16 protein-coding genes are annotated in these 20,434 nt (G+C 67.9%); 9 read left to right on the top strand and 7 right to left on the bottom strand.

Translation table 11 applies throughout. The features are described 5' to 3' along the window. Positions 1-68: 68 nt before the first annotated feature. Positions 69-1,802: a ClcB-like voltage-gated chloride channel protein gene (locus tag KDW55_RS11910; RefSeq protein WP_212160620.1), complete on the top strand. Its 1,734-nt coding sequence runs from the start codon at positions 69-71 to the stop codon at positions 1,800-1,802. 98 nt (positions 1,803-1,900) lie between these two features. Here the strand turns inward: KDW55_RS11910 and KDW55_RS11905 are convergent, their stop codons facing one another. After that, the gene (locus KDW55_RS11905; RefSeq protein ID WP_040144232.1) at positions 1,901-2,521 is read right to left on the bottom strand and encodes a TetR/AcrR family transcriptional regulator; all 621 of its coding nucleotides are present in this window, start codon (positions 2,519-2,521) and stop codon (positions 1,901-1,903) included. Between the two features lie 187 nt (positions 2,522-2,708). On the opposite strand from KDW55_RS11905, the gene KDW55_RS11900 reads away from it, so the two are divergent. The 4 genes from KDW55_RS11900 to KDW55_RS11885 all read left to right on the top strand — a co-directional run bounded on the left by KDW55_RS11900 (position 2,709) and on the right by KDW55_RS11885 (position 9,699). After that, positions 2,709-3,818 carry an efflux RND transporter periplasmic adaptor subunit gene (locus KDW55_RS11900; protein WP_040144233.1) on the top strand — a complete coding sequence of 370 codons (1,110 nt, stop codon included), beginning with the start codon at positions 2,709-2,711 and terminating at the stop codon, positions 3,816-3,818. Further along, entirely contained in the window at positions 3,815-6,949 is a 3,135-nt protein-coding gene (locus tag KDW55_RS11895; protein WP_212160618.1) for an efflux RND transporter permease subunit, read from the top strand. The genes KDW55_RS11900 and KDW55_RS11895 overlap by 4 nt, the downstream gene beginning before the upstream one ends. Before the next feature lie 2 nt (positions 6,950-6,951). Further along, a complete protein-coding gene (locus tag KDW55_RS11890) occupies positions 6,952-8,541 on the top strand; it encodes an efflux transporter outer membrane subunit (RefSeq protein ID WP_212160617.1) in 1,590 nt (529 codons plus the stop codon). Between the two features lie 129 nt (positions 8,542-8,670). Then, positions 8,671-9,699 carry a MerR family transcriptional regulator gene (locus tag KDW55_RS11885; RefSeq protein WP_040144236.1) on the top strand — a complete coding sequence of 343 codons (1,029 nt, stop codon included), beginning with the start codon at positions 8,671-8,673 and terminating at the stop codon, positions 9,697-9,699. Between the two features lie 104 nt (positions 9,700-9,803). Here KDW55_RS11885 and KDW55_RS11880 read toward each other — a convergent pair whose 3' ends face one another. Beyond that, on the bottom strand, positions 9,804-11,216 hold the full coding sequence (locus tag KDW55_RS11880) for a sigma 54-interacting transcriptional regulator (RefSeq protein WP_212160616.1): 1,413 nt from the start codon (positions 11,214-11,216) through the stop codon (positions 9,804-9,806). 247 nt (positions 11,217-11,463) lie between these two features. On the opposite strand from KDW55_RS11880, the gene KDW55_RS11875 reads away from it, so the two are divergent. The 3 genes from KDW55_RS11875 to KDW55_RS11865 are packed head-to-tail and all read left to right on the top strand — an operon-like array spanning position 11,464 to position 14,893. After that, positions 11,464-12,348 (top strand): MBL fold metallo-hydrolase, encoded by an 885-nt coding sequence (locus KDW55_RS11875; protein ID WP_059544295.1) that lies wholly within the window; start codon positions 11,464-11,466, stop codon positions 12,346-12,348. Positions 12,349-12,376: 28 nt separating this feature from the next. Continuing rightward, positions 12,377-14,068 (top strand): bifunctional protein tyrosine phosphatase family protein/NAD(P)/FAD-dependent oxidoreductase, encoded by a 1,692-nt coding sequence (locus KDW55_RS11870; protein ID WP_212160615.1) that lies wholly within the window; start codon positions 12,377-12,379, stop codon positions 14,066-14,068. Between the two features lie 18 nt (positions 14,069-14,086). Further along, complete coding sequence (locus KDW55_RS11865) at positions 14,087-14,893, top strand: sulfite exporter TauE/SafE family protein (RefSeq protein ID WP_212160614.1); 807 nt, start codon at positions 14,087-14,089, stop codon at positions 14,891-14,893. Between the two features lie 128 nt (positions 14,894-15,021). Here KDW55_RS11865 and KDW55_RS11860 read toward each other — a convergent pair whose 3' ends face one another. The 4 genes from KDW55_RS11860 to KDW55_RS11845 form a co-directional block, all read right to left on the bottom strand. Next, positions 15,022-15,843, bottom strand: a complete 822-nt coding sequence (locus tag KDW55_RS11860) for an ABC transporter permease subunit (protein ID WP_040144240.1) — start codon at positions 15,841-15,843, stop codon at positions 15,022-15,024. Next, positions 15,840-16,769 (bottom strand): ABC transporter permease subunit, encoded by a 930-nt coding sequence (locus KDW55_RS11855; protein ID WP_040144241.1) that lies wholly within the window; start codon positions 16,767-16,769, stop codon positions 15,840-15,842. The genes KDW55_RS11860 and KDW55_RS11855 overlap by 4 nt, the downstream gene beginning before the upstream one ends. Beyond that, positions 16,766-17,926: a polyamine ABC transporter ATP-binding protein gene (potA, locus tag KDW55_RS11850; protein WP_040144242.1), complete on the bottom strand. Its 1,161-nt coding sequence runs from the start codon at positions 17,924-17,926 to the stop codon at positions 16,766-16,768. Before potA ends, KDW55_RS11855 begins: the two co-directional genes overlap by 4 nt. Before the next feature lie 86 nt (positions 17,927-18,012). Continuing rightward, positions 18,013-19,107 (bottom strand): polyamine ABC transporter substrate-binding protein, encoded by a 1,095-nt coding sequence (locus KDW55_RS11845; protein WP_069241425.1) that lies wholly within the window; start codon positions 19,105-19,107, stop codon positions 18,013-18,015. 339 nt (positions 19,108-19,446) lie between these two features. Between KDW55_RS11845 and KDW55_RS11840 the strand changes: the two genes are divergently transcribed. Then, entirely contained in the window at positions 19,447-19,650 is a 204-nt protein-coding gene (locus KDW55_RS11840) for a DUF1289 domain-containing protein (RefSeq protein ID WP_040144244.1), read from the top strand. Between the two features lie 81 nt (positions 19,651-19,731). Here KDW55_RS11840 and KDW55_RS11835 read toward each other — a convergent pair whose 3' ends face one another. Next, entirely contained in the window at positions 19,732-20,373 is a 642-nt protein-coding gene (locus KDW55_RS11835; RefSeq protein WP_040144245.1) for an OmpW family outer membrane protein, read from the bottom strand. Positions 20,374-20,434: the final 61 nt, after the last annotated feature.

Here is a 20,434-nt window from a genome sequence, read left to right as displayed (position 1 = left end):
CGCGGGCGCGGCGCGGTGCTATGCTTCGCGTCGTTTTCCTTCGTCCTCTTCATCATCTACTTTCAGCCGTGCTCTCGTTCCTGCTGAAGCTGCGCACCCGCGCGCAGACGCTGTTTCGCCTGTCGGACGCCCATACGATGCTGATCTGGTCGGCGATCGTCGGCGTCGGCGGCGCGTTCGCGACCATGACGTTCCGCGAGGGCATCGACCTGATGCAGCGCCTGATCTCGGGGCACAGCGGCAGCTTCGTGCAGATGGCGCGAAGCCTGCCATGGTACGTGCGCTTCTGGATGCCGGCCGCAGGCGGATTTCTCGCCGGCTGCGTGCTGCTGCTCGCGACGCGCGGCGACAGGAAATCCGGCAATACCGACTACATGGAGGCCGTCGCGCTCGGCGACGGCGTCGTGCCGGTGCGGCAGAGCTTATGGCGCAGCGTGTCGTCGCTGCTGACGATCGGCAGCGGCGGCTCGATCGGCCGCGAAGGCCCGATGGTGCAGCTCGCGGCGCTCGCGGCGTCGCTGGTCGGCCGCTTCGTGCACTTCGACCCGCCGCGCCTGCGCCTGCTCGTTGCGTGCGGCGCGGCTGCCGGCATCACGTCCGCGTACAACGCGCCGATCGCCGGTGCGTTCTTCGTGTCCGAAATCGTGCTCGGCACGATCGCGATGGAGAGCTTCGGGCCGATGGTGGTCGCGTCCGTCGTCGCGAACATCGTGATGCGCGAATTCGCCGGCTATCGGCCGCCGTACGAAATGCCGGTGTTCCCGGCCGTGACCGGCCCGGAGGTGCTGCTGTTCGTCGTGCTGGGCGCGCTGTGCGGCGTGCTTGCACCGCAGTTCCTGCACCTGCTCGATGCGTCGAAGAACCAGTTCAAGCGACTGCCCGTGCCGCTGCCGGTGCGGCTCGCGCTCGGCGGCCTCGTGGTCGGCGTGATCTCGGTATGGATTCCGGACGTGTGGGGCAACGGCTACAGCGTCGTGAACCATATCCTGCATGCGCCGTGGACCTGGCAGGCGCTCGTCGCGGTCCTGCTGTTCAAGGTCGTCGCGACTGCCGCGACGGCCGGCTCGGGCGCGGTCGGCGGCGTGTTCACGCCGACGCTGTTCGTCGGCGCGGTGTTCGGCTCGCTGTTCGGGCTCGCGATGAACGCGCTGTGGCCGGGCCACACGTCGGCCTACTTCGCGTATGCGATGGTCGGCATGGGCGCGTTCATGGCCGGCGCCACGCAGGCGCCGCTGATGGCGATCCTGATGATTTTCGAGATGACGCTCAGCTACCAGGTCGTGCTGCCGCTGCTGGTGTCATGCGTGTTCGCGTATTTCACCGCGCGCGCGACCGGCACGACGTCGATGTACGAGATCACGCTGCGCCATCTCCAGGACGCACAGGAACGGCTGCGGCTGCGCACCACGCAGATGCGCGAGCTGATCCAGCCTGCGCAAACGGTCGTGCCGCTCACCGCGAGCGTCGCCGACATGACCCGCGTGTTCCTCGAATATCCGGTGAAGTATCTGTACGTGACCGACGATGCCGGCCGCTTCCGCGGCGCCGTGGCGCTGAAGGACATCACGTCCGATCTGCTCGACAAGCGCGACACGACCGACAAGACCGCCGCGCACTATGCGCATACGCCGTTTCCGCTGCTCACGCCCGACATGCCGCTCGCGACCGCGCTCGAACGTTTCATGGCGTTCCAGGGCGAACGGCTGCCGGTGATCGAAAGCGAGGCGGAGCCGACGCTCGCCGGCGTCGTCTACAAGACGTCGCTGCTCGACGCGTACCGGCGCATGACCGGCGAGCGCTGACGCACGACGTCCGCTCGACGGCACGCCGCCGGCCGTGCCGTGAACGGTGCGACGGCATCCAGTCCGTCCACCGGCCGCCGCGCCCGAGCCGATCGCATTCAGTCCGGCGACCGCCCCAGCACGACCCGCGCGAAGAAGCCCGCAAGCACCGCTTCGGCAGCGTCGGCCGACACATGCTGCGGATCCGCGGTGTAGTACGACTGCACGCCGTCGCACAGGCACATCAGCCCGAACGCGAGCGTGTCGGCCGGCAGCAGCAGCGGCGTGCCCGCGCGCTCGGCAAAGCGCTGGATGAATTCGGCCATTTGCAGCCGCTTCGCGTGCAGGAACTGGTTGAAGCGCACACGGAATTTCGCGTCGCGCGCCGCCTGCAGCTTCGCCTCGCCCCACAGCAACGAATATTCGTCGTCGCGAAACAGCGTCCGGTAGTACGCGAGCGCCATCGACTCCATCTGCTCGCGCGGGCCGCCTTCGTCGAAGATCGCCTCGAAATCGGCGCGCACCGAGTCATGGTCGCGCTCGAGCAGCTCGAGCAGCAGTTCCGACTTGCTGCGGAAATTCGAATAGAACGCGCCGCGCGTATAGCCGGCCGCCGCCGCGATGTCCTCGACGCTCGCGGCGACATAGCCTTTCTTCAGAAAAATCCGGTGCGCGGCAGTCAGCAGACGTTCGCGCGTCTGGTCCCTGCTCTGCTCGCGAGTTAAGCGCTGTGGTTTCATGGCGCGCAGTCTAGCACCAACCCCCTTTCAGATTCATCTTTGCATTCAGATACAGGTGTGTATTAGAATCCGCCACAGTTTCCGAACAACCTCGTTCGGCTGACCGTGTGCGCCCCGGGCGCCACTCGTGGCAAGCGTCCGTCGCGCTTGCCGGCTTCGTTCCGCTCTCACCTGCTCTGGGGGTTTCGTGAATCGCTCCGGTTCCCGCGCCGTGCTGCTGGTCGGCACCGCGCTCGTCCTCGCCGCCTGTCATCCGAAGGAAGCCCCGCCACCCGCGCCACGTCCGGTCGTCGCGCTGCCCGTGCACGCCGACGGCGCCACCTCCGGGGCCACGCTGCCCGGCGAGATCCAGCCGCGCTATGCAACACCGCTGTCGTTCCGAATCGCGGGCAAGATCGTCGAGCGCAAGGTGCGGCTCGGCGATACCGTCAAGGCGGGCCAGGTCGTCGCACTGCTCGATCCATCCGACGTCGAAAAGAACGCCGCCAGCGCGCAGGCGCAGTTCGACGCCGCGTCGCACAGCCTCGCGTTCGCGAAACAGCAGCTCGACCGCGATCGCGCGCAGGCGCGCGAAAACCTGATCGCCACCGCGCAGCTCGAACAGACCGAAAACAGCTACACGTCGGCGCTCGCGCAGCGCAACCAGGCGCAGCAGCAGCTCGCGCTCGCGAAGAACCAGCTGCGCTATGCGACGCTCGTCGCCGATCACGCGGGCACGATCACCGCCGAACAGGCAGACACCGGCCAGAACGTGTCGGCCGGCCAGCCCGTCTACCAGCTCGCGTGGTCGGGCGACGTCGACGTCGTCAGCGACGTGCCCGAAACCGCGCTCGCGTCGCTCAAGCCCGGTCACGCGGCAAGCGTTACGCTGCCGTCGCTGCCGGGCCGCCAGTTCGCCGCGAAAGTGCGCGAGATCGCGCCGGCCGCCGATCCGCAAAGCCGCACCTGGCGCGTGCGGCTCACGCTTGCCGCGCCCGACCCTGCCGTGCGTCTCGGGATGACCGCGAACGTCGCATTCGACGGCGCGCCGTCAGCCGGCAACGCGCCGAGCATCACGGTGCCCGCGACCGCGCTGTTCCACGACGGCCCGCATCCGGCCGTGTGGGTCGTGCGCACGAAGGACGACACGCTGGAACTGCGCCGCGTCGACGTCGTGCGCTTCAACGAACGCACCGTCACCGTGTCGCGCGGGCTGCAGCCGGGCGAGCGCGTCGTGCTGCAAGGCGTGCATACGGTCAGCGCGGGCGAGAAGGTGCGCGCGGTCGCACCGCTGCATCGCGAGGATTTCGCGTCATGAGCGGCTCCCGCGAAGAAGGCCGCTTCAACCTGTCGGCATGGGCGCTGCGCCACCAGGCGCTGGTCGTCTACCTGATCGCGCTCGCGACGCTCGCGGGCATCCTGGCGTACACGCGGCTCGCGCAATCCGAAGACCCGCCGTTCACGTTCCGCGTGATGGTGATCCGCACGTTCTGGCCCGGCGCGAGCGCGCGGCAGGTGCAGGAACAGGTGACGGACCGGATCGGCCGCAAGCTCCAGGAAACGCCGGCCATCGACTTCCTGCGCAGCTATTCGCGCCCCGGCGAATCGCTGATCTTCTTCACGATGAAGGACTCCGCGCCGGTGAAGGACGTACCCGAGACCTGGTACCAGATCCGCAAGAAGGTCGGCGACATCGGCTATACGCTGCCGCCGGGCGTGCAGGGCCCGTTCTTCAACGACGAGTTCGGCGACGTCTACACCAACATCTGGACGCTCGAAGGCGACGGCTTCACGCCCGCGCAGCTGCACGACTACGCGGACCAGCTGCGCACGGTGCTGCTGCGCGTGCCGGGCGTCGGCAAGGTCGACTATTTCGGCGATCCCGATCAGCGGATCTTCATCGAGGTGAACAACGCGCAGCTCACGCGGCTCGGCATCTCGCCGCAGCAGCTCGGGCAAGCGATCAACGCGCAGAACGACATCTCGTCGGCGGGCGTGCTGACGACGGCCGACGATCGCGTGTTCGTGCGGCCCAGCGGCCAGTTCGACAACGTCGATGCGATCGCCGACACGCTGATCCGCATCAACGGCCGCACGTTCCGGCTCGGCGATCTCGCGTCCGTGAAGCGCGGCTACGACGATCCGCAAGTCACGCAGATGCGCGCCAACGGCCATGCGGTGCTCGGCATCGGCGTGACGATGCAGCCGGGCGGCGACGTGATCCGGCTCGGCAAGGCGCTCGATGCCGAATCGAAGGAGTTGCAGGCGCAGCTGCCGGCCGGCCTGAAGCTGACCGAGGTGTCGAGCATGCCGCACGCGGTGTCGCATTCGGTCGACGACTTCCTCGAGGCCGTCGCGGAAGCGGTCGCGATCGTGCTGGTCGTGAGCCTGGTGTCGCTCGGCCTGCGCACCGGGATGGTCGTCGTGATCTCGATTCCGGTCGTGCTTGCGGTCACCGCGCTGTTCATGTACCTGTTCGACATCGGGCTGCACAAGGTGTCGCTCGGTACGCTCGTGCTCGCGCTCGGGCTGCTCGTCGACGATGCGATCATCGCGGTCGAGATGATGGCCGTGAAGCTCGAACAGGGCTACAGCCGCGCGCGCGCCGCCGCGTTCGCGTACACGAGCACTGCGTTCCCGATGCTCACGGGCACGCTCGTCACGGTGTCGGGTTTCCTGCCGATCGCGCTCGCCAAATCGAGCACCGGCGAATACACGCGCTCGATTTTCGAGGTGTCGGCGATCGCGCTGATCGCATCGTGGTTCGCGGCCGTCGTGCTGATCCCGCTGCTCGGCTATCACCTGCTGCCCGAGCGCAAGAAGCATGCGCACGAAGCGCACCTGCCGGACGATCACGAGCACGACATCTACGACACGCGCTTCTACACGCGGCTGCGCGGCTGGATCGACTGGTGCATCGAGCGGCGCTTCGTCGTGCTGCTGATCACCGGCGCGCTGTTCGTGGTCGCGCTGCTGGGCTTCACGCTCGTGCCGCAGCAGTTCTTCCCGAGTTCCGATCGCCCCGAGCTGCTGGTCGACCTGCGGCTGCCGGAGGGCGCGTCGTTCGCGGCGACGCTGCGCGAAACCGAGCGCCTCGAGAAAGTGCTCGACAAGCGGCCGGAGATCGATCATTCGGTGAACTTCGTCGGCAGCGGCGCACCGCGCTTTTACCTGCCGCTCGACCAGCAGCTGCAGTTGCCGAACTTCGCGCAGTTCGTCGTCACCGCGAAATCGGTCGAGGATCGCGAGAAACTCGCGAGCTGGCTCGAAACCACGCTGCGCGACCAGTTTCCGGCCGTGCGCTGGCGGCTGTCGCGCCTCGAGAACGGGCCGCCGGTCGGCTACCCGGTGCAGTTCCGCGTGAGCGGCGACGACATCGCGCAGGTGCGCTCGATTGCCGAGCAAGTCGCGGCGACGATGCGCGGCGACGCGCGCACGGTGAACGTGCAGTTCGACTGGGACGAGCCGGCCGAGCGTTCGGTTCGCTTCGAGCTCGATCAGAAGAAGGCGCGCGAGCTGAACGTGACGTCGCAGGACGTGTCGAGCTTCCTCGCGATGACGCTGTCGGGCACGACCGTCACGCAGTATCGCGAACGCGACAAACTGATCGCGGTCGATCTGCGCGCGCCGCGCCCCGACCGCGTCGATCCCGCGAAGCTCGCGGGCCTCGCGCTGCCGACGCCGAACGGCCCAGTGCCGCTCGGCTCGCTCGGCCGCTTCACGCCGACGCTCGAATACGGCGTGGTGTGGGAGCGCGACCGCCAGCCGACGATCACCGTGCAGTCCGACGTACGCGCCGGCGCGCAGGGCATCGACGTCACGCACGCGATCGACGGCAAGCTCGACGCGTTGCGTGCGCAACTGCCGGTCGGCTATCAGATCAACATCGGCGGGTCGGTCGAGGAAAGTGCGAAAGCGCAGGCGTCGATCAACGCGCAGATGCCGCTGATGGCGATCGCCGTGTTCACGCTACTGATGATCCAGCTGCAGAGCTTCTCGCGCGTGCTGATGGTGGTGCTGACCGCGCCGCTCGGGCTGATCGGCGTGGTCGGCACGCTGCTGCTGTTCGGCCAGCCGTTCGGCTTCGTCGCGATGCTCGGCGTGATTGCGATGTTCGGGATCATCATGCGCAACTCGGTGATTCTCGTCGACCAGATCGAGCAGGACATCGCGGCCGGCCACGGACGCTTCGACGCGATTGTCGGCGCGACCGTGCGCCGCTTCCGTCCGATCACGCTGACGGCCGCGGCCGCCGTGCTCGCGCTGATCCCGTTGTTGCGCTCGAACTTTTTCGGGCCGATGGCGACCGCGCTGATGGGCGGGATCACGAGCGCGACCGTGCTGACGCTGTTCTACCTGCCCGCGCTGTACGCCGCATGGTTCCGCGTGAAGCGCGACGAGCGCGACCCGCACGACGGCGGCACGCCTGCCGCGCCGTCCGGAGCCTGACCATGGAATTGTCGATGAACCTGAAAACGAAGACCGCGCGCGCGCTCGCCGCCGCGGCCCTCGCGGGGCCGCTTACCGGTTGCGCATGGTTCGCGCCGAGCGGCGAGCCGCCCGCGATGCCGTCGCCCGCGCATTACGGCGCCGCGCCGCAAGTGCAGCAGACCGTCGTCGCGCAAGGCGTGGCCCAGCAGTTCGAGGTCGGCGCGCAACCGGTGCCCGACTGGTGGACGCAATACCGCTCCGACGCGCTGAACGCACTCGTCGACGAAGGGCTGCGCAACAGCCCGACGCTCGGTGCGGCATCGCATTCGCTCGATGCCGCGCGCGAGCAGTTGCGCGCGCAGGTCGGCAGCTCGATGCTGCCGTCGATCGACGCCGGCGGGCAGGCCGCGCGCCAGCGCGCGCTCGGCGTGCCGATCCCCGCGCTCGGCGCGCCGACGCTGCTGTACGACACGTTCGTCGGGCAGCTGCAGGCAAGCTATACGCTCGACCTGTTCGGCGCGGCGCGCTTCGCGAATCGCGCGCTCGCGAAACGCGTCGACGTCAGCGCATTCCAGCTCGAATCGGCCCGCCGCGCGCTCGCCGCGAACATCGTCACCGCGGCGATCACGGTGTCGGTGCTCAATGCGCAGATCGCGACGACCGAACGGCTCGTCGCGCTCGCGAGCGACCAGGCGCATGATGCGCAACGCCGCTACGCGCTAGGCTCCGCGTCGCGCAGCGACGCGCTGAATGCGCAGCAAAGCGCGGACACCGTCGCGGCCAGCCTGCCCGCGCTGCGCCAGCAGCGTGACACCGCCCGCCACGCGCTCGCCGTACTGATCGGCCGCACGCCGGACCGGCCGCCCGCCGACCTCGCGCTCGCCGACCTGCATCTGCCGAAACAGGTGCCCGTGGTCGTGCCGTCGGCGCTGCTGCAAAGCCGGCCGGACATTCAGGCCGCCGACGCGGGGCTGAAGGCGGCCGCCGCCGAAGTCGGCGTCGCGACTGCGCAGCTGTTCCCGCAGCTGTCGTTGTCGGCGGCGATGGGCAAGGGCGGCTTCAGCTGGCCGGCGATGCTGTCGGGCGCCGGTACGATCTGGAACGTCGGCGCGTCGCTGAGCCAGCCGCTGTTCCATGGCGGCGCGCTGCTCGCGCAGCGCCGCGCGGCGAAGGCCACGTACGAGGCCGCGGTCGACCAGTACAGGCAGACGGTGCTCGCCGCATTCCAGAACGTCGCCGATTCGCTCGCCGCACTCGAGCATGATGCGGAGGCGCTCGATGCGTCGTCGCGCGCCGCGTTGTCGGCGCGCGGCGCTTACGACGACGCCGCCGCCCGCGTGCGGCTCGGCGCGCTGCCGCCGTCGGCCGCGCGCGCGAGCGAACTGCAGTATCGCAATGCGCGGCTCGACGAGATCCGCGCGACCGGCGCACGCTTCGCGGACACCGCGCGGCTTTATCAGGCGATGGGCACGCCGCCGGTCGGCCCGGCCGGCAACAGGGCTCAAGCCGCGAACGCCGATGCAGCCGGCGCCGCCGGCCACGCGGCTCAGGACGTCCCCGCCCCCCACGCCGCCGTGACCACGCCCGACGCACGACCGGCGCCGCAGTAACGGTTGTGCGTCTCGGCGCACAGGGCACGGCGCGCGGCCTCACCCCGCGCGCCGACCTGAAATCTTCCGCTTGACCCTTACGTAGCGTAACGTTCGAGACTCCAGTGTGCGCACCGAACGGAGAACATCATGCGGCTGAAAGTGGGAGAACTGGCGAAACGCAGCGGGCTGACCGTCCGCACGCTTCATCACTATCACGCGATCGGCCTGCTGACACCTTCGGCGCGCGCCGATAACGGCTACCGGCTGTACGACCGCCACGACATCGCCCGGCTCCATCAGATCCAGGCATTGCGTCGCTTCGGACTGTCGCTCGCTGAAATCGGCGACTACCTGAACCAGCCCGGCACCCCGCTCGTCGAACTCGTCGCGAAGCAGATCGCGTCGCTCGACCGGCAGCTCGCGCAGGCCGCGCAGCTGCGCGAGCGGCTCGTGCACCTGCACGCGCAGCTCGCCGCGGGCACGGAGCCGGAACTGGCCGACTGGCTTATCACACTGGAGTTGATGACCGTGTACGACAAATATTTTTCCGAGGAAGAACTCGCGCGCCTGCCGATGTACCGCAAGAGCCAGACCGGCGATGCAGAATGGGCCGCGCTCGTTGCCCAGGTGCGTTCGCTGCACGACGCGGGCGTGCCGCCGGAGGACGAACGCGTGCGCACGCTCGCCGGGCGATGGATGGCGCTGCTCGTGCGCGACACGAACAACGATCCGCGGCTGCTCGCGAAGCTGAACGTGATGCATGAGCACGAACCCGCGATGCAGTCGAAAATCGGCATCACGACCGCGCTGCGCGACTACGTGCTGAAGGCGATGGCCGAGACGAAGATGCGGATCTTCGAGAAGTACCTGAACCCGGAGGAAATCCGCTTCATGCGCGCGCACTACGGCGAACGCGCGATGGAATGGCCGCAACTGATGGCGGACGTGCGCGATGCGATGGAAGCCGGCAAGCGCCCCGATTCGCCGGAAGGCCGTGCGCTTGCGCAGCGCTGGATGGAACTGTTCCGCGGCTATGCGGGCGACGATCCGGCCACGCACGCAAAATTCCGCAAGGCGATGATGACCGAGCCTGCGCTCACGAAGGACTCGTGGGTCGACGATACGCTGCTCGGCTTCATGCGCGACGCGATGGCGCAGCTCGCACCGGTGCGTTGATCCGGTGACGACGCGGGCGGCACGCGCGCCGCCCGCGTCGTGCCGGCCCGCGCACCGTTCATCGCTCGACGGGGCGTCGCACGGTGCGCGGGTCCGTGCACCGTTTACCGCGCGCGCATACCGAGCCCGAGCGCCTTCATCCGCCGATACAGCGTGCGCTCGCTCATCCCGACCGCGTCGGCCAGCTGCTTGCGCGTACCGTCGAACGTGCCCGCGATCCGCACGAGCTCCGCGTCAGACACGCCGCGCGCTTGTGCCGCAAGCTTCTGCGGCGCGGCCGCCGCCGCGACCAGCTCGGCCGGCAGATGCTCGACGCGAATCGTCCCGTCGTCCGCGAACAGGCACGCGCGTTCGAGCACGTTGCGCAACTCGCGGATGTTGCCGGGCCATGCGTATGCGTCCAGGCACGCACGCGCGCCCTCGGTCAGCACGAACGGCCGGGCCGCGAACGGCCGGGCTCCGAACGACCGTGCGTTCGCGTCGCCGGTGCCGGCGCCCGCGTTCGCGATCCGCCGCAGGATCGATTCCGCCAGCAGCGTGACGTCGCCGCGCCGCTCGCGCAGTGCGGGCAGCTGAATCGGAAACGCATTGATCCGGTAGTACAGGTCCTGGCGGAATCGTCCGTCGTCGATCATCTCGCGCAACGGCTTGTGCGTGGCCGCGACAAGCCGGAAATCTGCGCGCAGCGCCTCGACGCCGCCGACCCGCCGGAACGTGCCCGACTCGATGAGCCGCAGCAGCTTCACCTGCATCGGCAGCGGCACGTCGCCGATTTCGTCGAGAAACAGCGTGCCGCCCTGCGCGGTCTCGACGAGCCCCGGCTTGCGCTGATTCGCGCCGGTGAACGCGCCCTTCTCGTAGCCGAACAGCTCGCTCTCGAACAGCGTCTCCGCGATGCCCGAGCAATCGACGACGACAAACGGCCCCATCGCGCGTTCGCTCGCCTCGTGCAGCGCCCGCGCGAACAGTTCCTTGCCGGTGCCCGACTCGCCGAGCAGCAGCACGGGCAACATCGACGGCGCGACCCGCTGCAGCGCGCCGAGCGCCGCATTGAACGCATCGGCGCCACCGACGAGCCCTTCCGCGCTCGGCTGCGCGGACGCGCTGCGCACCGTCGTCAGCCGCTCCACGTACGCGACCACGTCGCCTCGCGCATCGAAGATCGGCCGCAATTCCACGTCGACGTGCTCGGGGCCGCGCGGCGTGTGGTGGATGTGCAGCACGCGGTTCAGGCTGCGCGACTCGAGCGCCTGCTTCATCGGGCAATGCTCGCCCGCCTGATCGCACGGCACGTCGTAGTGATGCGAGACCTGGAAGCAGTGCCGGCCCACGTGCTCGACCCCGGCCACACCGAACTGGCGCCGGTACGCATCGTTCGCCGCGAGGATGCGGTAGTCGGGATCGACGACGATCGTCGGCTGCGGATCCTGCTCGAGATATGCAACGAGCGCGCGCACGTCGGGTGTCATGTCGCGCGACGGCGCGGGAACGATCGGAATGGTGTCGTGCGGATTCATGGGGATGCTCGATGCGAAGGAACTGACAAACTGCCAGCTGGCTGCCAATTCTGCCACGACACTGCCAGAGATGGCAGTCGACATCGACGACAGCCAGCCGGCCGTGCGCGCACCCGGCCGCGAGCGCCTCGAAAATCCGCGCAAAATCAAGCGTCTGCGATATCGACCGGCGCGCCGGCCGCGACTGGCACGCTTCTTGATCAATGGAGTGCCAATTGCAGATGCAGAACCCGAGCGAGGACCCTCCGTGAGCCATGCCCCCATGATGTCGGTCGAAGGCTTTTTCGACCCGGCAACCCATACCGTCAGTTATCTGCTGCTCGACACGTCGAGCCGCGCATGCGCGCTCATCGACAGCGTGCTCGACTACGATCCGAAATCCGGCCGCACGCGCACCGCCAGTGCCGACCGGCTGATCGCCCGCGTCGCGGAACTCGGCGCGACCGTGCACTGGCTGCTGGAAACGCACGTGCACGCCGACCATCTGTCGGCTGCGCCGTACCTGAAGGCGCACGTCGGCGGCCAGATCGTGATCGGCTCGCACGTGCGCCGCGTGCAGCACGTGTTCGGCGCGCTGTTCAATGCCGGGCCGGACTTCGCGCACGACGGCCGCCAATTCGATCGCCTGCTCGACGACGGCGACACGCTCCCGCTCGGCGCGCTGACGATCCGCGCGCTGCACACGCCCGGCCACACGCCAGCGTGCCTGACCTACTGCGTCGACGACGCGACGCAGCGTGCCGCGTTCGTCGGCGACACGCTGTTCATGCCCGACTACGGCACCGCCCGCTGCGACTTCCCCGGCGGCGACGCGCGCACGCTTTACCGCTCGATCGCGCGCGTGCTCGCGCTGCCGCCCGACACGCGCCTGTATCTGTGCCACGACTACCAGCCGGGCGGCCGCGATGTGCAGTTCGCGACGACCGTGGCCGAGCAGCGCCGCGCGAACGTGCACGTGAAGGACGGCGTGACCGAGGACGATTTCGTCGCGATGCGCACCGCGCGCGACGCGACGCTCGACATGCCCGTGCTGATGCTGCCGTCGGTGCAGGTCAACATGCGCGCCGGGCACCTGCCCGAGCCCGAAGACAACGGCGTGCGCTACCTGAAGATCCCGCTCGACGCGATCTGAGCCGCCACCCTCACCCGGAGCCCCCGACATGAACATCCGCACGCTGACCGACCTGCTGTCGGTCTCGCCCCAGATCGCCGCGGACGACCTGCCCGCCGTGCAGGCGGCCGGCATCCGCACGATCGTCTGCAACCGCCCCGACGGCGAAGGCGCCGACCAGCCGACCGTCGCCGAGATCCGCGCCGCCGCCGCGCCGCTTGGCATCGCCGTCCATTACCTGCCCGTCGATACCGGCAAGGTGACCGACGAGCAGGCCGAGCAGTTCGGCGCGCTGGTCGCGACGCTCGCCGGCCCGGTGCTCGCGTATTGCCGCAGCGGCACGCGTTCCGCGACCCTGTGGGCGCTGTCGCAGGCTGGCCGCCGAGCGGCCGGTGACATCGTCGCCATCGCGGCCGCGGCCGGCTACGACCTCGGCGCGCTCGCGCCGCGTCTCGAACGAAGCGTCACGCAACGTACCGCGCACGAGCCGCGCGCCGCCGCACCGACCGTCGACGCACGGCACGACATCGTGATTGTCGGCGCGGGCGCGGCCGGCGTCGCGGTCGCGTCGAGCCTGCTCGCGCGCGACGCATCGCTCGATATCGCGGTGATCGACCCGGCCGATACGCACTACTACCAGCCGGGCTGGACGATGGTCGGCGCGGGTGTGTTCCGGCCCGACACGACGGCGCGCCGGCTCGCCGACCTGCTGCCGCGCGGCGTGAAATGGATCCGCGCGGCCGTCGCCGGCTTCGAACCCGACATGCACGCGGTCGTACTCGACGGCTGCCGGCGCATCGGCTACCGCAAGCTCGTCGTCTGCCCGGGGCTCAAGCTCGACTGGCACGCGATCGACGGTCTCGCGGAAACCCTCGGCCGCAACGGCGTCACGTCGAACTATCGCTACGATCTCGCACCGTACACGTGGGAGCTGGTGCAGGCGTTCCGCGGCGGCGACGCGCTGTTCACGCAGCCGCCGATGCCGATCAAATGCGCGGGCGCGCCGCAAAAGGCGATGTACCTGTCGTGCGATCACTGGCGGCGCACGGGCCGCCTCGGCGCCGCGAACGTCGAGTTCCTGAACGCGGGCGGCGCGCTGTTCGGCGTTGCCGACTACGTGCCCGCGCTGATGGAGTACGTAAAACGCTACGACATCGCGCTGTCGTTCGGCCACAACCTCGTCGCGATCGACGGGCCCGCACGGCGCGCGACGTTCCGGCGCGCGTTGCCCGACGGCGGCACGGAGACCGTCGAGCGCGCGTTCGACATGATCCATGTCGTGCCGCCGCAGAAGGCGCCCGACTTCGTGCGCGCGAGCCCGCTCGCCGACGCGGCCGGCTGGATCGACGTCGATCCGGCGACGCTGCGGCACAAGCGGTTCGCAGACATTTTCTCGCTCGGCGACGTCACCAACACGACCAACGCGAAGACGGCCGCGGCCGCGCGCAAGCAGGCGCCCGTCGTCGCGCACAATGTGCTCGCGTCGCTGGGCCGCGCGCACGGAGACGCCGCGTACGACGGCTACGGTTCGTGCCCGCTCACCGTCGAGCGCGGCAAGATCGTGCTTGCCGAATTCCTGTACGGCGGCAAGGTCGCGCCCACGTTTCCCGCGTGGCTGATCGACGGCAAGCGCCCTTCGCGGCTCGCATGGCTGCTCAAGGAGCGCGTGTTGCCGCCGCTCTACTGGAAAGCGATGCTCAAGGGCCGCGAATGGCTTGCGAAGCCCGCGATCGCACGTTGAGCGTAACCCGATGACACCATGCTGATTTCCCTTGTACTCGGCGGTTTCGTCGGTGCCGTGCTCGGCCTCACCGGCGCGGGCGGCGGCATTCTCGCGGTGCCCGCGCTCGTCGTCGGAATGGGCTGGCCGATGCAGCAAGCCACGCCCGTCGCGCTCGTCGCCGTCACCGGCAGCGCGGCGCTCGGCGCACTCGAAGGCTTTCGCCGCGGGCTCGTGCGCTATCGCGCCGCGCTGTTGATGGCAGCGGCTGGCGTGCCGCTCACGACGCTTGGCGTGAAACTCGCGCACGTGCTGCCGCAACGCGTGCTGCTGGCGCTGTTCGCGCTGACGATGCTGGTCGTCGCGGGCCGCCTGCTGCGGCAGGCGCTGCGCCATGCGCCCGGCGACGCGGACGAGTCGCCGCTGTGCGTCGGCCGCGTGAATCCTGAAACGGGCCGGCTCGTGTGGTCATGGCCGGTCGGGCTCGCGCTCGCGTCGACCGGCGCGGTGACGGGGCTGATGACCGGGCTGCTCGGGGTCGGCGGCGGCTTCGTGATCGTGCCGATGCTGCGCAAGTTGACGAACGTGTCGATGCACGGCGTGGTCGCGACGTCGCTGATGGTGATCGCGCTCGTCGGCACCGGCGGCGTGCTGGCGACGCTCGTGTCGGGCACGCGCGCGCCGCTCGACATGATGCTGTGGTTCACCGTCGCGACCGCGGTCGGGATGGCGATCGGCCGCAATGCGTCCCGACGCCTTTCCGCGCGGCACGTGCAAGCCGGCTTCGCGGCCGTGCTCGTGTGCGTCGCGCTCGGCTTGCTCGCGAAAGCGGCGGTCGGCGCATGAATCGGCATTGAGCGCCCGATTCGCAAAGCAAGACGCCCGGCCCGACTCGTCGTCGGCACCGGGCGTTTTTCGTTGCGTCGGCAGCACGCGGCGCGGGGCCGCGCGGGCCGCGCGGGCCGCGCAGGCCGTCAGGCCGCGAACGCCGCCAACCGCTTGCGCTCCTGGCGCAGCATCACGAAGTTCGCGATCACGACGCCGGCCGTCACCGCGATGATGAACAGCGTCGCGAGCGCGTTCATCTCCGGATTCAGGCCAAGGCGCACGCGCGAGAACACGACGAGCGGCAGCGTCGTCGAGCCGGGGCCCGACAGGAACGCCGACAGCACGAGGTCGTCGATCGACAGCGTGAACGACAGCAGCCAGCCCGCAATCAACGCCTGCGAAATCAGCGGCAGCGTGATCGTGAAGAACACCTTCAGCGGCGTCGCGCCCAGATCGAGCGCGGCTTCCTCGAGCGACGGGTTCAGCTCGCGCACGCGCGACTGCACGATGATCGCGACGTACGAGATGCACAGCATCACGTGGCCGAGCCAGATCGTGAACACGCCGCGCTCGGCGGGCCAGCCGATCCACTTCGCGAGCTCGATGAACAGCAGCAGCAGCGAAATGCCCTGGATCACCTCGGGAATCACGAGCGGCGCATTGATCATCCCGCTGAACAGCGCGAAGCCGCGAAAACGGCCCATCCGCGCGAGCACGAAGCCGGCCCACGTGCCGATGAACACCGACGCGAACGCGGTCAGCACGCCGATCTTCAGCGAGAGCCACGCGGCCGTCAGCAGCTCGTCGTCCTGCGCGAGCGCCGCGTACCAGCGAAACGAGAAGCCCGACCACACGGTGACGAGCTTCGACTCGTTGAACGAATAGACGATCAGGCTGATGATCGGGATGTACAGGAACGCGAAGCCGGCGAACAGCGCCGCGAACTGCAGGTAGCGATTCGGCTTCATCGACGGCGGCCCTCCTGCTCCTTCGCCTGGAAGTGCTGGAACATCGCCATCGGCACGAGCAGCAGCAGCACCATCGCACAGGTCACGGCCGACGCCATCGGCCAGTCTGCGTTGTTGAAGAATTCATTCCACATCACGCGGCCGATCATCAGCGTGTTCGCACCGCCGAGCAGTTCCGGAATCACGTACTCGCCGACCGCCGGGATGAACACCAGCAGGCAGCCCGCGATGATCCCGTTCTTCGACAGCGGCAGCGTGATCTGCACGAACGCCTTCCACGGCTTCGCGCCGAGGTCGTACGCGGCCTCGAGCAGGCGCAGGTCCATCTTCACGAGATGCGCGTACAGCGGCATCACGAGAAACGGCAGGTACGAATACACCATGCCGATGTAGACCGCGTAGTTCGTGCGGTACAGCTCGATCGGCGTATGCGTGAGCCCGATCCACATCAGGAAGTTGTTCAGCAGCCCGTTGTTCTTCAGGATCCCGATCCATGCGTACACGCGGATCAGGAACGACGTCCAGAACGGCAGCATCACGCCCATCATCAGCAGATTGCGCGTCGCGGGATTCGAGCGCGCGATGTAGTACGCCATCGGATAGCCGATCAGCAGACACAGCAGCGTCGTGATCGCGGCCACCACCACCGAGTTCACGTAGGTCGCGAAATACAGGCTGTCGGTGAGCAGGAACGCGTAGTGCGACAGGTTCAGCGCGATGTGCACCACGCCGTCCGCGTACGACGCGAGCTCCGTATACGGCGGGATGCCGAGCTGCAGTTCCGCGAAGCTGATCTTCACGACCAGCACGAACGGCACGAGGAAGAACAGCACGAGCCACGTGTACGGCCCCGCGACGACCGCCGTCGCGCCCGTCAGGTTGAAGCGTCGCACCGGCCATGCGAAGAAGGACTTGAGCGCGCTCATGACGTCAGCACCACGCCTGCGGTCGCGCTCCAGCGCACGTAGATCTCGTCGCCGAGCGCCGGCGTATCGAGCTCGGTGATCGCAAGGCTCGACACGTTCGCGATCACCGTCTTGCCCGCGTCGAGCTTCACGTGATACAGCGAATAGCCGCCCATGTACGCGACGTTCGTGATGCGCCCGCGCGCCCAGTTGAATGCGCCTTCGGGCGGCTTGCGCGTGAGCGCGATCCGCTCGGGGCGCACCGACACCGTGACCGGCATCCCGAGCGGCCCCGTGATCCCGTGGCTCACGTACAACCGGCTCGGCAACTCCGGCGATTCGATGTACACGTGGTCGGGTTCGTCCTCGACGGTGACGCCGTCGAACAGGTTCGTCGAGCCGATGAACTCGGCCGAGAAGCGGCTGTTCGGATACTCGTAGACTTCGCTCGGCGAGCCGATCTGCACGATCTGGCCTTCGCTCATCACCGCGAGCCGGTTCGCCATCGTCATCGCCTCTTCCTGATCGTGCGTGACCATGATGCAGGTCACGCCGACCTTCTTCAGGATGTTGACGAGTTCGATCTGCGTGCGCTGACGGATCTGCTTGTCGAGCGCCGACATCGGCTCGTCGAGCAGCAGCACTTTCGGGCGCTTGACGAGCGAACGCGCGAGCGCGACGCGCTGCTGCTGGCCGCCCGACAGCTGATGCGGCTTGCGCTTCGCGTACTTGCTCATCTGCACGAGCTCGAGCGCGGCGGCCACGCGCTCCTTCAGCTCGGCCTTCGGCGTGCCTTCCTGCTTCAGCCCGTACGCGACGTTCGCTTCGACCGACATGTGCGGAAAAAGCGCATACGACTGGAACATCATGTTCACGGGCCGCTTGTACGGCGGCATCTGCGCGAGGTCCTCGCCGTCGATCAGGATCTTTCCGGACGTGACCGTCTCGAGGCCGGCGAGCATCCGCAACAACGTCGACTTGCCGGACCCCGAGCTGCCGAGCAGCGCGAACAGCTCGCCCTGGCGCACCGTCAGGTTCACGTTGCGGACCACTTCGGTCTCGCCGAATTTCTTGACGACGTCGACGATCTGGACAAAGTTCTCGGCGCGCGCGGCGGCGCCGGTCGAAGGAACGAAGGACGGCACGCCCGCGACCGGCGCGCCCGACTGGCTATTCATGATGTGCTGCTTCTCTCCTGCGTTTGACGAACAAAGCCCCCGGGGGCACCAGGGGCTTCATGACTGCTGGCTCACTGCGGCTCGGGTCAGCGGCCCGATTTGAGCTCGGTCCACAGACGCGTCTGCAGACGCTGGATTTCGGGCGGCAGCGGCTTGAGCAGGAACAGCGTCTTCACGACGTCGGCCGGCGGGTAGACGGCCGGGTCGTTCGCGACATCCGGGCGTACGTACTTGCGCGCCTCGGCGTTCGCACTCGGGTAATACACCGCATTCGTGATCGCCGCGTGCACCTTCGGATCCTCGATGTAGTTGATCCACTGCAGCGCGGCTTCCTTGTTCTTCGCATCCTTCGGGATCGCCATCACGTCGAACCAGACCGGCGCGCCGCCCTTCGGGATGTAGTACTCGATCTTGTACGGCTTCTTCGCTTCGGCCGCGCGATGCTTCGCGATCACGACGTCGCCCGACCAGCCGTATGCGAAGCAGACGTCGCCGCCGACCAGGTCGTTGATGTAGCCCGACGAGTTGAATTGCGTGATGTACGGGCGGATCTTCTTCAGCACGTCCATCGCGGCCTTGTAGTCGGCCGGGTTCGTGCTCATCGGATCCTTGCCGATGTAGTGCAGCGCGGCCGCGAACATCTGGTCCGGCGCGTCGAGCACCGACACGCCGCAGCTCTTCAGCTTCGACAGGTTTTCCGGCTTGAACAGGATGTCCCAGTTATCGAGCGGCACCTTGCCGAGCGCCTGCTGCGCCTTCGTCAGGTTGTAGGCGAGACCCGTCGTGCCGTATGCCCAGGGCACCGCGTACTTGTTGCCCGGGTCGGCGCCGGCGACGAGCGCCATCAGTTGCGGATCGAGGTACTTGAGGTTCGGCAGCTTCGACTTGTCGAGCGGCGTGAAGATGCCGGCAGCGATCTGCTTGCCCGCGTAATTGCTGGTCGGCACGACGATGTCGTAGCCCGAGCTGCCCGTCAGCAGCTTCGCCTGCAGCGTGTCGTCGCTGTCGTAGTTGTCGTAGCGGACCTTGACGCCCGTCTGCTTCTCGAAGTTCGGGATCGTGTCCTTCGCAATGTAGTCCGACCAGTTATAGATATTGAGTTGCGTATCCTTCGCCGCCGCCGCCGATGCACCCACGCACAGCGCAAGCGCTGCGAACCGGCCCACTACCTTTGCCTTCATCCCGTTCTCCCTCCGGCCGGACCGTGTGTCCGGCTGCCGTCTGCCTCGTCATGGCGGCGCGTTCTGGCGCGCCGCCCCTCGAAAACCCCGAACGCTACCATCATTCGCGCTCCGTCACAAAAAAATCATGACCGTGTCGCGCAAACGGAACAGATTCCCGCTGCCGGCCGGTCGTGCGGCCCGCGCAGCGGGGCGTTCCGGGGAATTCTATCGGGTAATCGGCGGCTGTCCATCAGGAAAACAAAGCGGCGCCGAAACCGGCCGCCGCCCGCGCGACCGGGCCGCGTCGGCCGATGCATTAAAATGACGCCCTGACGATTTCACGGCGCGCCCCTTCCGATGGCATCCAATCTCCATGACCTGCCCGACAGCCCCTGCATCGGCGTCTGTTCCACCCTCTTCGACGAAGTCTGCAAGGGCTGCGGCCGCACCGCCGCCGAGGTATCGAACTGGGTGTTCCTGAGCGACGACGAAAAACGCGCGATCTGGGAGCGCATCACGCGCGACGGCACCGCGATGCGTTTCCAGTACGACAAGCTGTAATTCCGCGCACAAAAAAAAAGAGCGGCATGCCAACTGCCATGCCGCCAACCCCAACTCTGTTCCCGTGCGCGCGCGCTGCGTCTAGAACTTCATCCCGACGCCCACGCCGACGATCAGCGGATCGATGTGCAGCGTGCCGATGCCCTTGTCGCCGAGCGTCGCGTCGGTGCTCATCCAGATCTTCTTCACGTCGACGTTCATGAACACCTTCTTCGTGAGCTGCACGTCGACGCCGAACTGCAGTGCCGGACCGAAGCTGCTCTTGTTGATCGACACGCCCTCCCCGCCGACGTTGAGCCCGTTGTTGTAGAAGTACGTGTAGTTCAGGCCTGCGCCGACGTACGGACGCACCTTGCCCGCATGATTGAAGTGGTACTGGAGCAGCAGCGTCGGCGGCAGCACGCCGACGCCGCCGAGATTGCCGAGGCTCGACGTCATCTGGTGACGCGACGTGCCCAGAATCAGCTCCACGCCCAGGTAGTCGCGGATCATGTACGTGAAGTCGAGCTCCGGCACGATCGCGTTGTTCACGCCGGTGTTGATCGCGCCGAGCGTGTCGCTCGCGCGCTCGTTCGGCTGGATGCTGATCGCGCGCAGCCGTACCAGCACGTCGCCCTGGTTGATCCCGTCACCCGGCGATGCCGCGTACGACAGCGACGGCATTGCTACGACGGTGGCCGCGACAGCGGCGGCGGTGACACATGTTCGAATGGTTTTGTGCATGATGCGGACCCTTGAAGAATTGATTCCATTCTCTACGTAGGGTCTTTGCCTCATCTTGATA

The sequence above is a fragment of the Burkholderia sp. AU19243 genome, assembly GCF_018148075.1.
GTDB lineage: Bacteria > Pseudomonadota > Gammaproteobacteria > Burkholderiales > Burkholderiaceae > Burkholderia > Burkholderia latens_A.
This window is presented reverse-complemented; position numbering and strand designations above follow the sequence as displayed.

Bases quoted from the DNA above. Each gene is read 5' to 3' on its own strand.
- KDW55_RS11905 (WP_040144232.1), bottom strand. From the start codon at position 2,521: ATGAAACCACAGCGCTTAACTCGCGAGCAGAGCAGGGACCAGACGCGC.
- KDW55_RS11895 (WP_212160618.1), top strand. From the start codon at position 3,815: ATGAGCGGCTCCCGCGAAGAAGGCCGCTTCAACCTGTCGGCATGGGCG.
- KDW55_RS11890 (WP_212160617.1), top strand. From the start codon at position 6,952: ATGGAATTGTCGATGAACCTGAAAACGAAGACCGCGCGCGCGCTCGCC.
- KDW55_RS11885 (WP_040144236.1), top strand. From the start codon at position 8,671: ATGCGGCTGAAAGTGGGAGAACTGGCGAAACGCAGCGGGCTGACCGTC.
- KDW55_RS11880 (WP_212160616.1), bottom strand. From the start codon at position 11,216: ATGAATCCGCACGACACCATTCCGATCGTTCCCGCGCCGTCGCGCGAC.
- KDW55_RS11870 (WP_212160615.1), top strand. From the start codon at position 12,377: ATGAACATCCGCACGCTGACCGACCTGCTGTCGGTCTCGCCCCAGATC.
- KDW55_RS11865 (WP_212160614.1), top strand. From the start codon at position 14,087: ATGCTGATTTCCCTTGTACTCGGCGGTTTCGTCGGTGCCGTGCTCGGC.
- KDW55_RS11860 (WP_040144240.1), bottom strand. From the start codon at position 15,843: ATGAAGCCGAATCGCTACCTGCAGTTCGCGGCGCTGTTCGCCGGCTTC.
- KDW55_RS11855 (WP_040144241.1), bottom strand. From the start codon at position 16,769: ATGAGCGCGCTCAAGTCCTTCTTCGCATGGCCGGTGCGACGCTTCAAC.
- potA (WP_040144242.1), bottom strand. From the start codon at position 17,926: ATGAATAGCCAGTCGGGCGCGCCGGTCGCGGGCGTGCCGTCCTTCGTT.
- KDW55_RS11845 (WP_069241425.1), bottom strand. From the start codon at position 19,107: ATGAAGGCAAAGGTAGTGGGCCGGTTCGCAGCGCTTGCGCTGTGCGTG.
- KDW55_RS11840 (WP_040144244.1), top strand. From the start codon at position 19,447: ATGGCATCCAATCTCCATGACCTGCCCGACAGCCCCTGCATCGGCGTC.
- KDW55_RS11835 (WP_040144245.1), bottom strand. From the start codon at position 20,373: ATGCACAAAACCATTCGAACATGTGTCACCGCCGCCGCTGTCGCGGCC.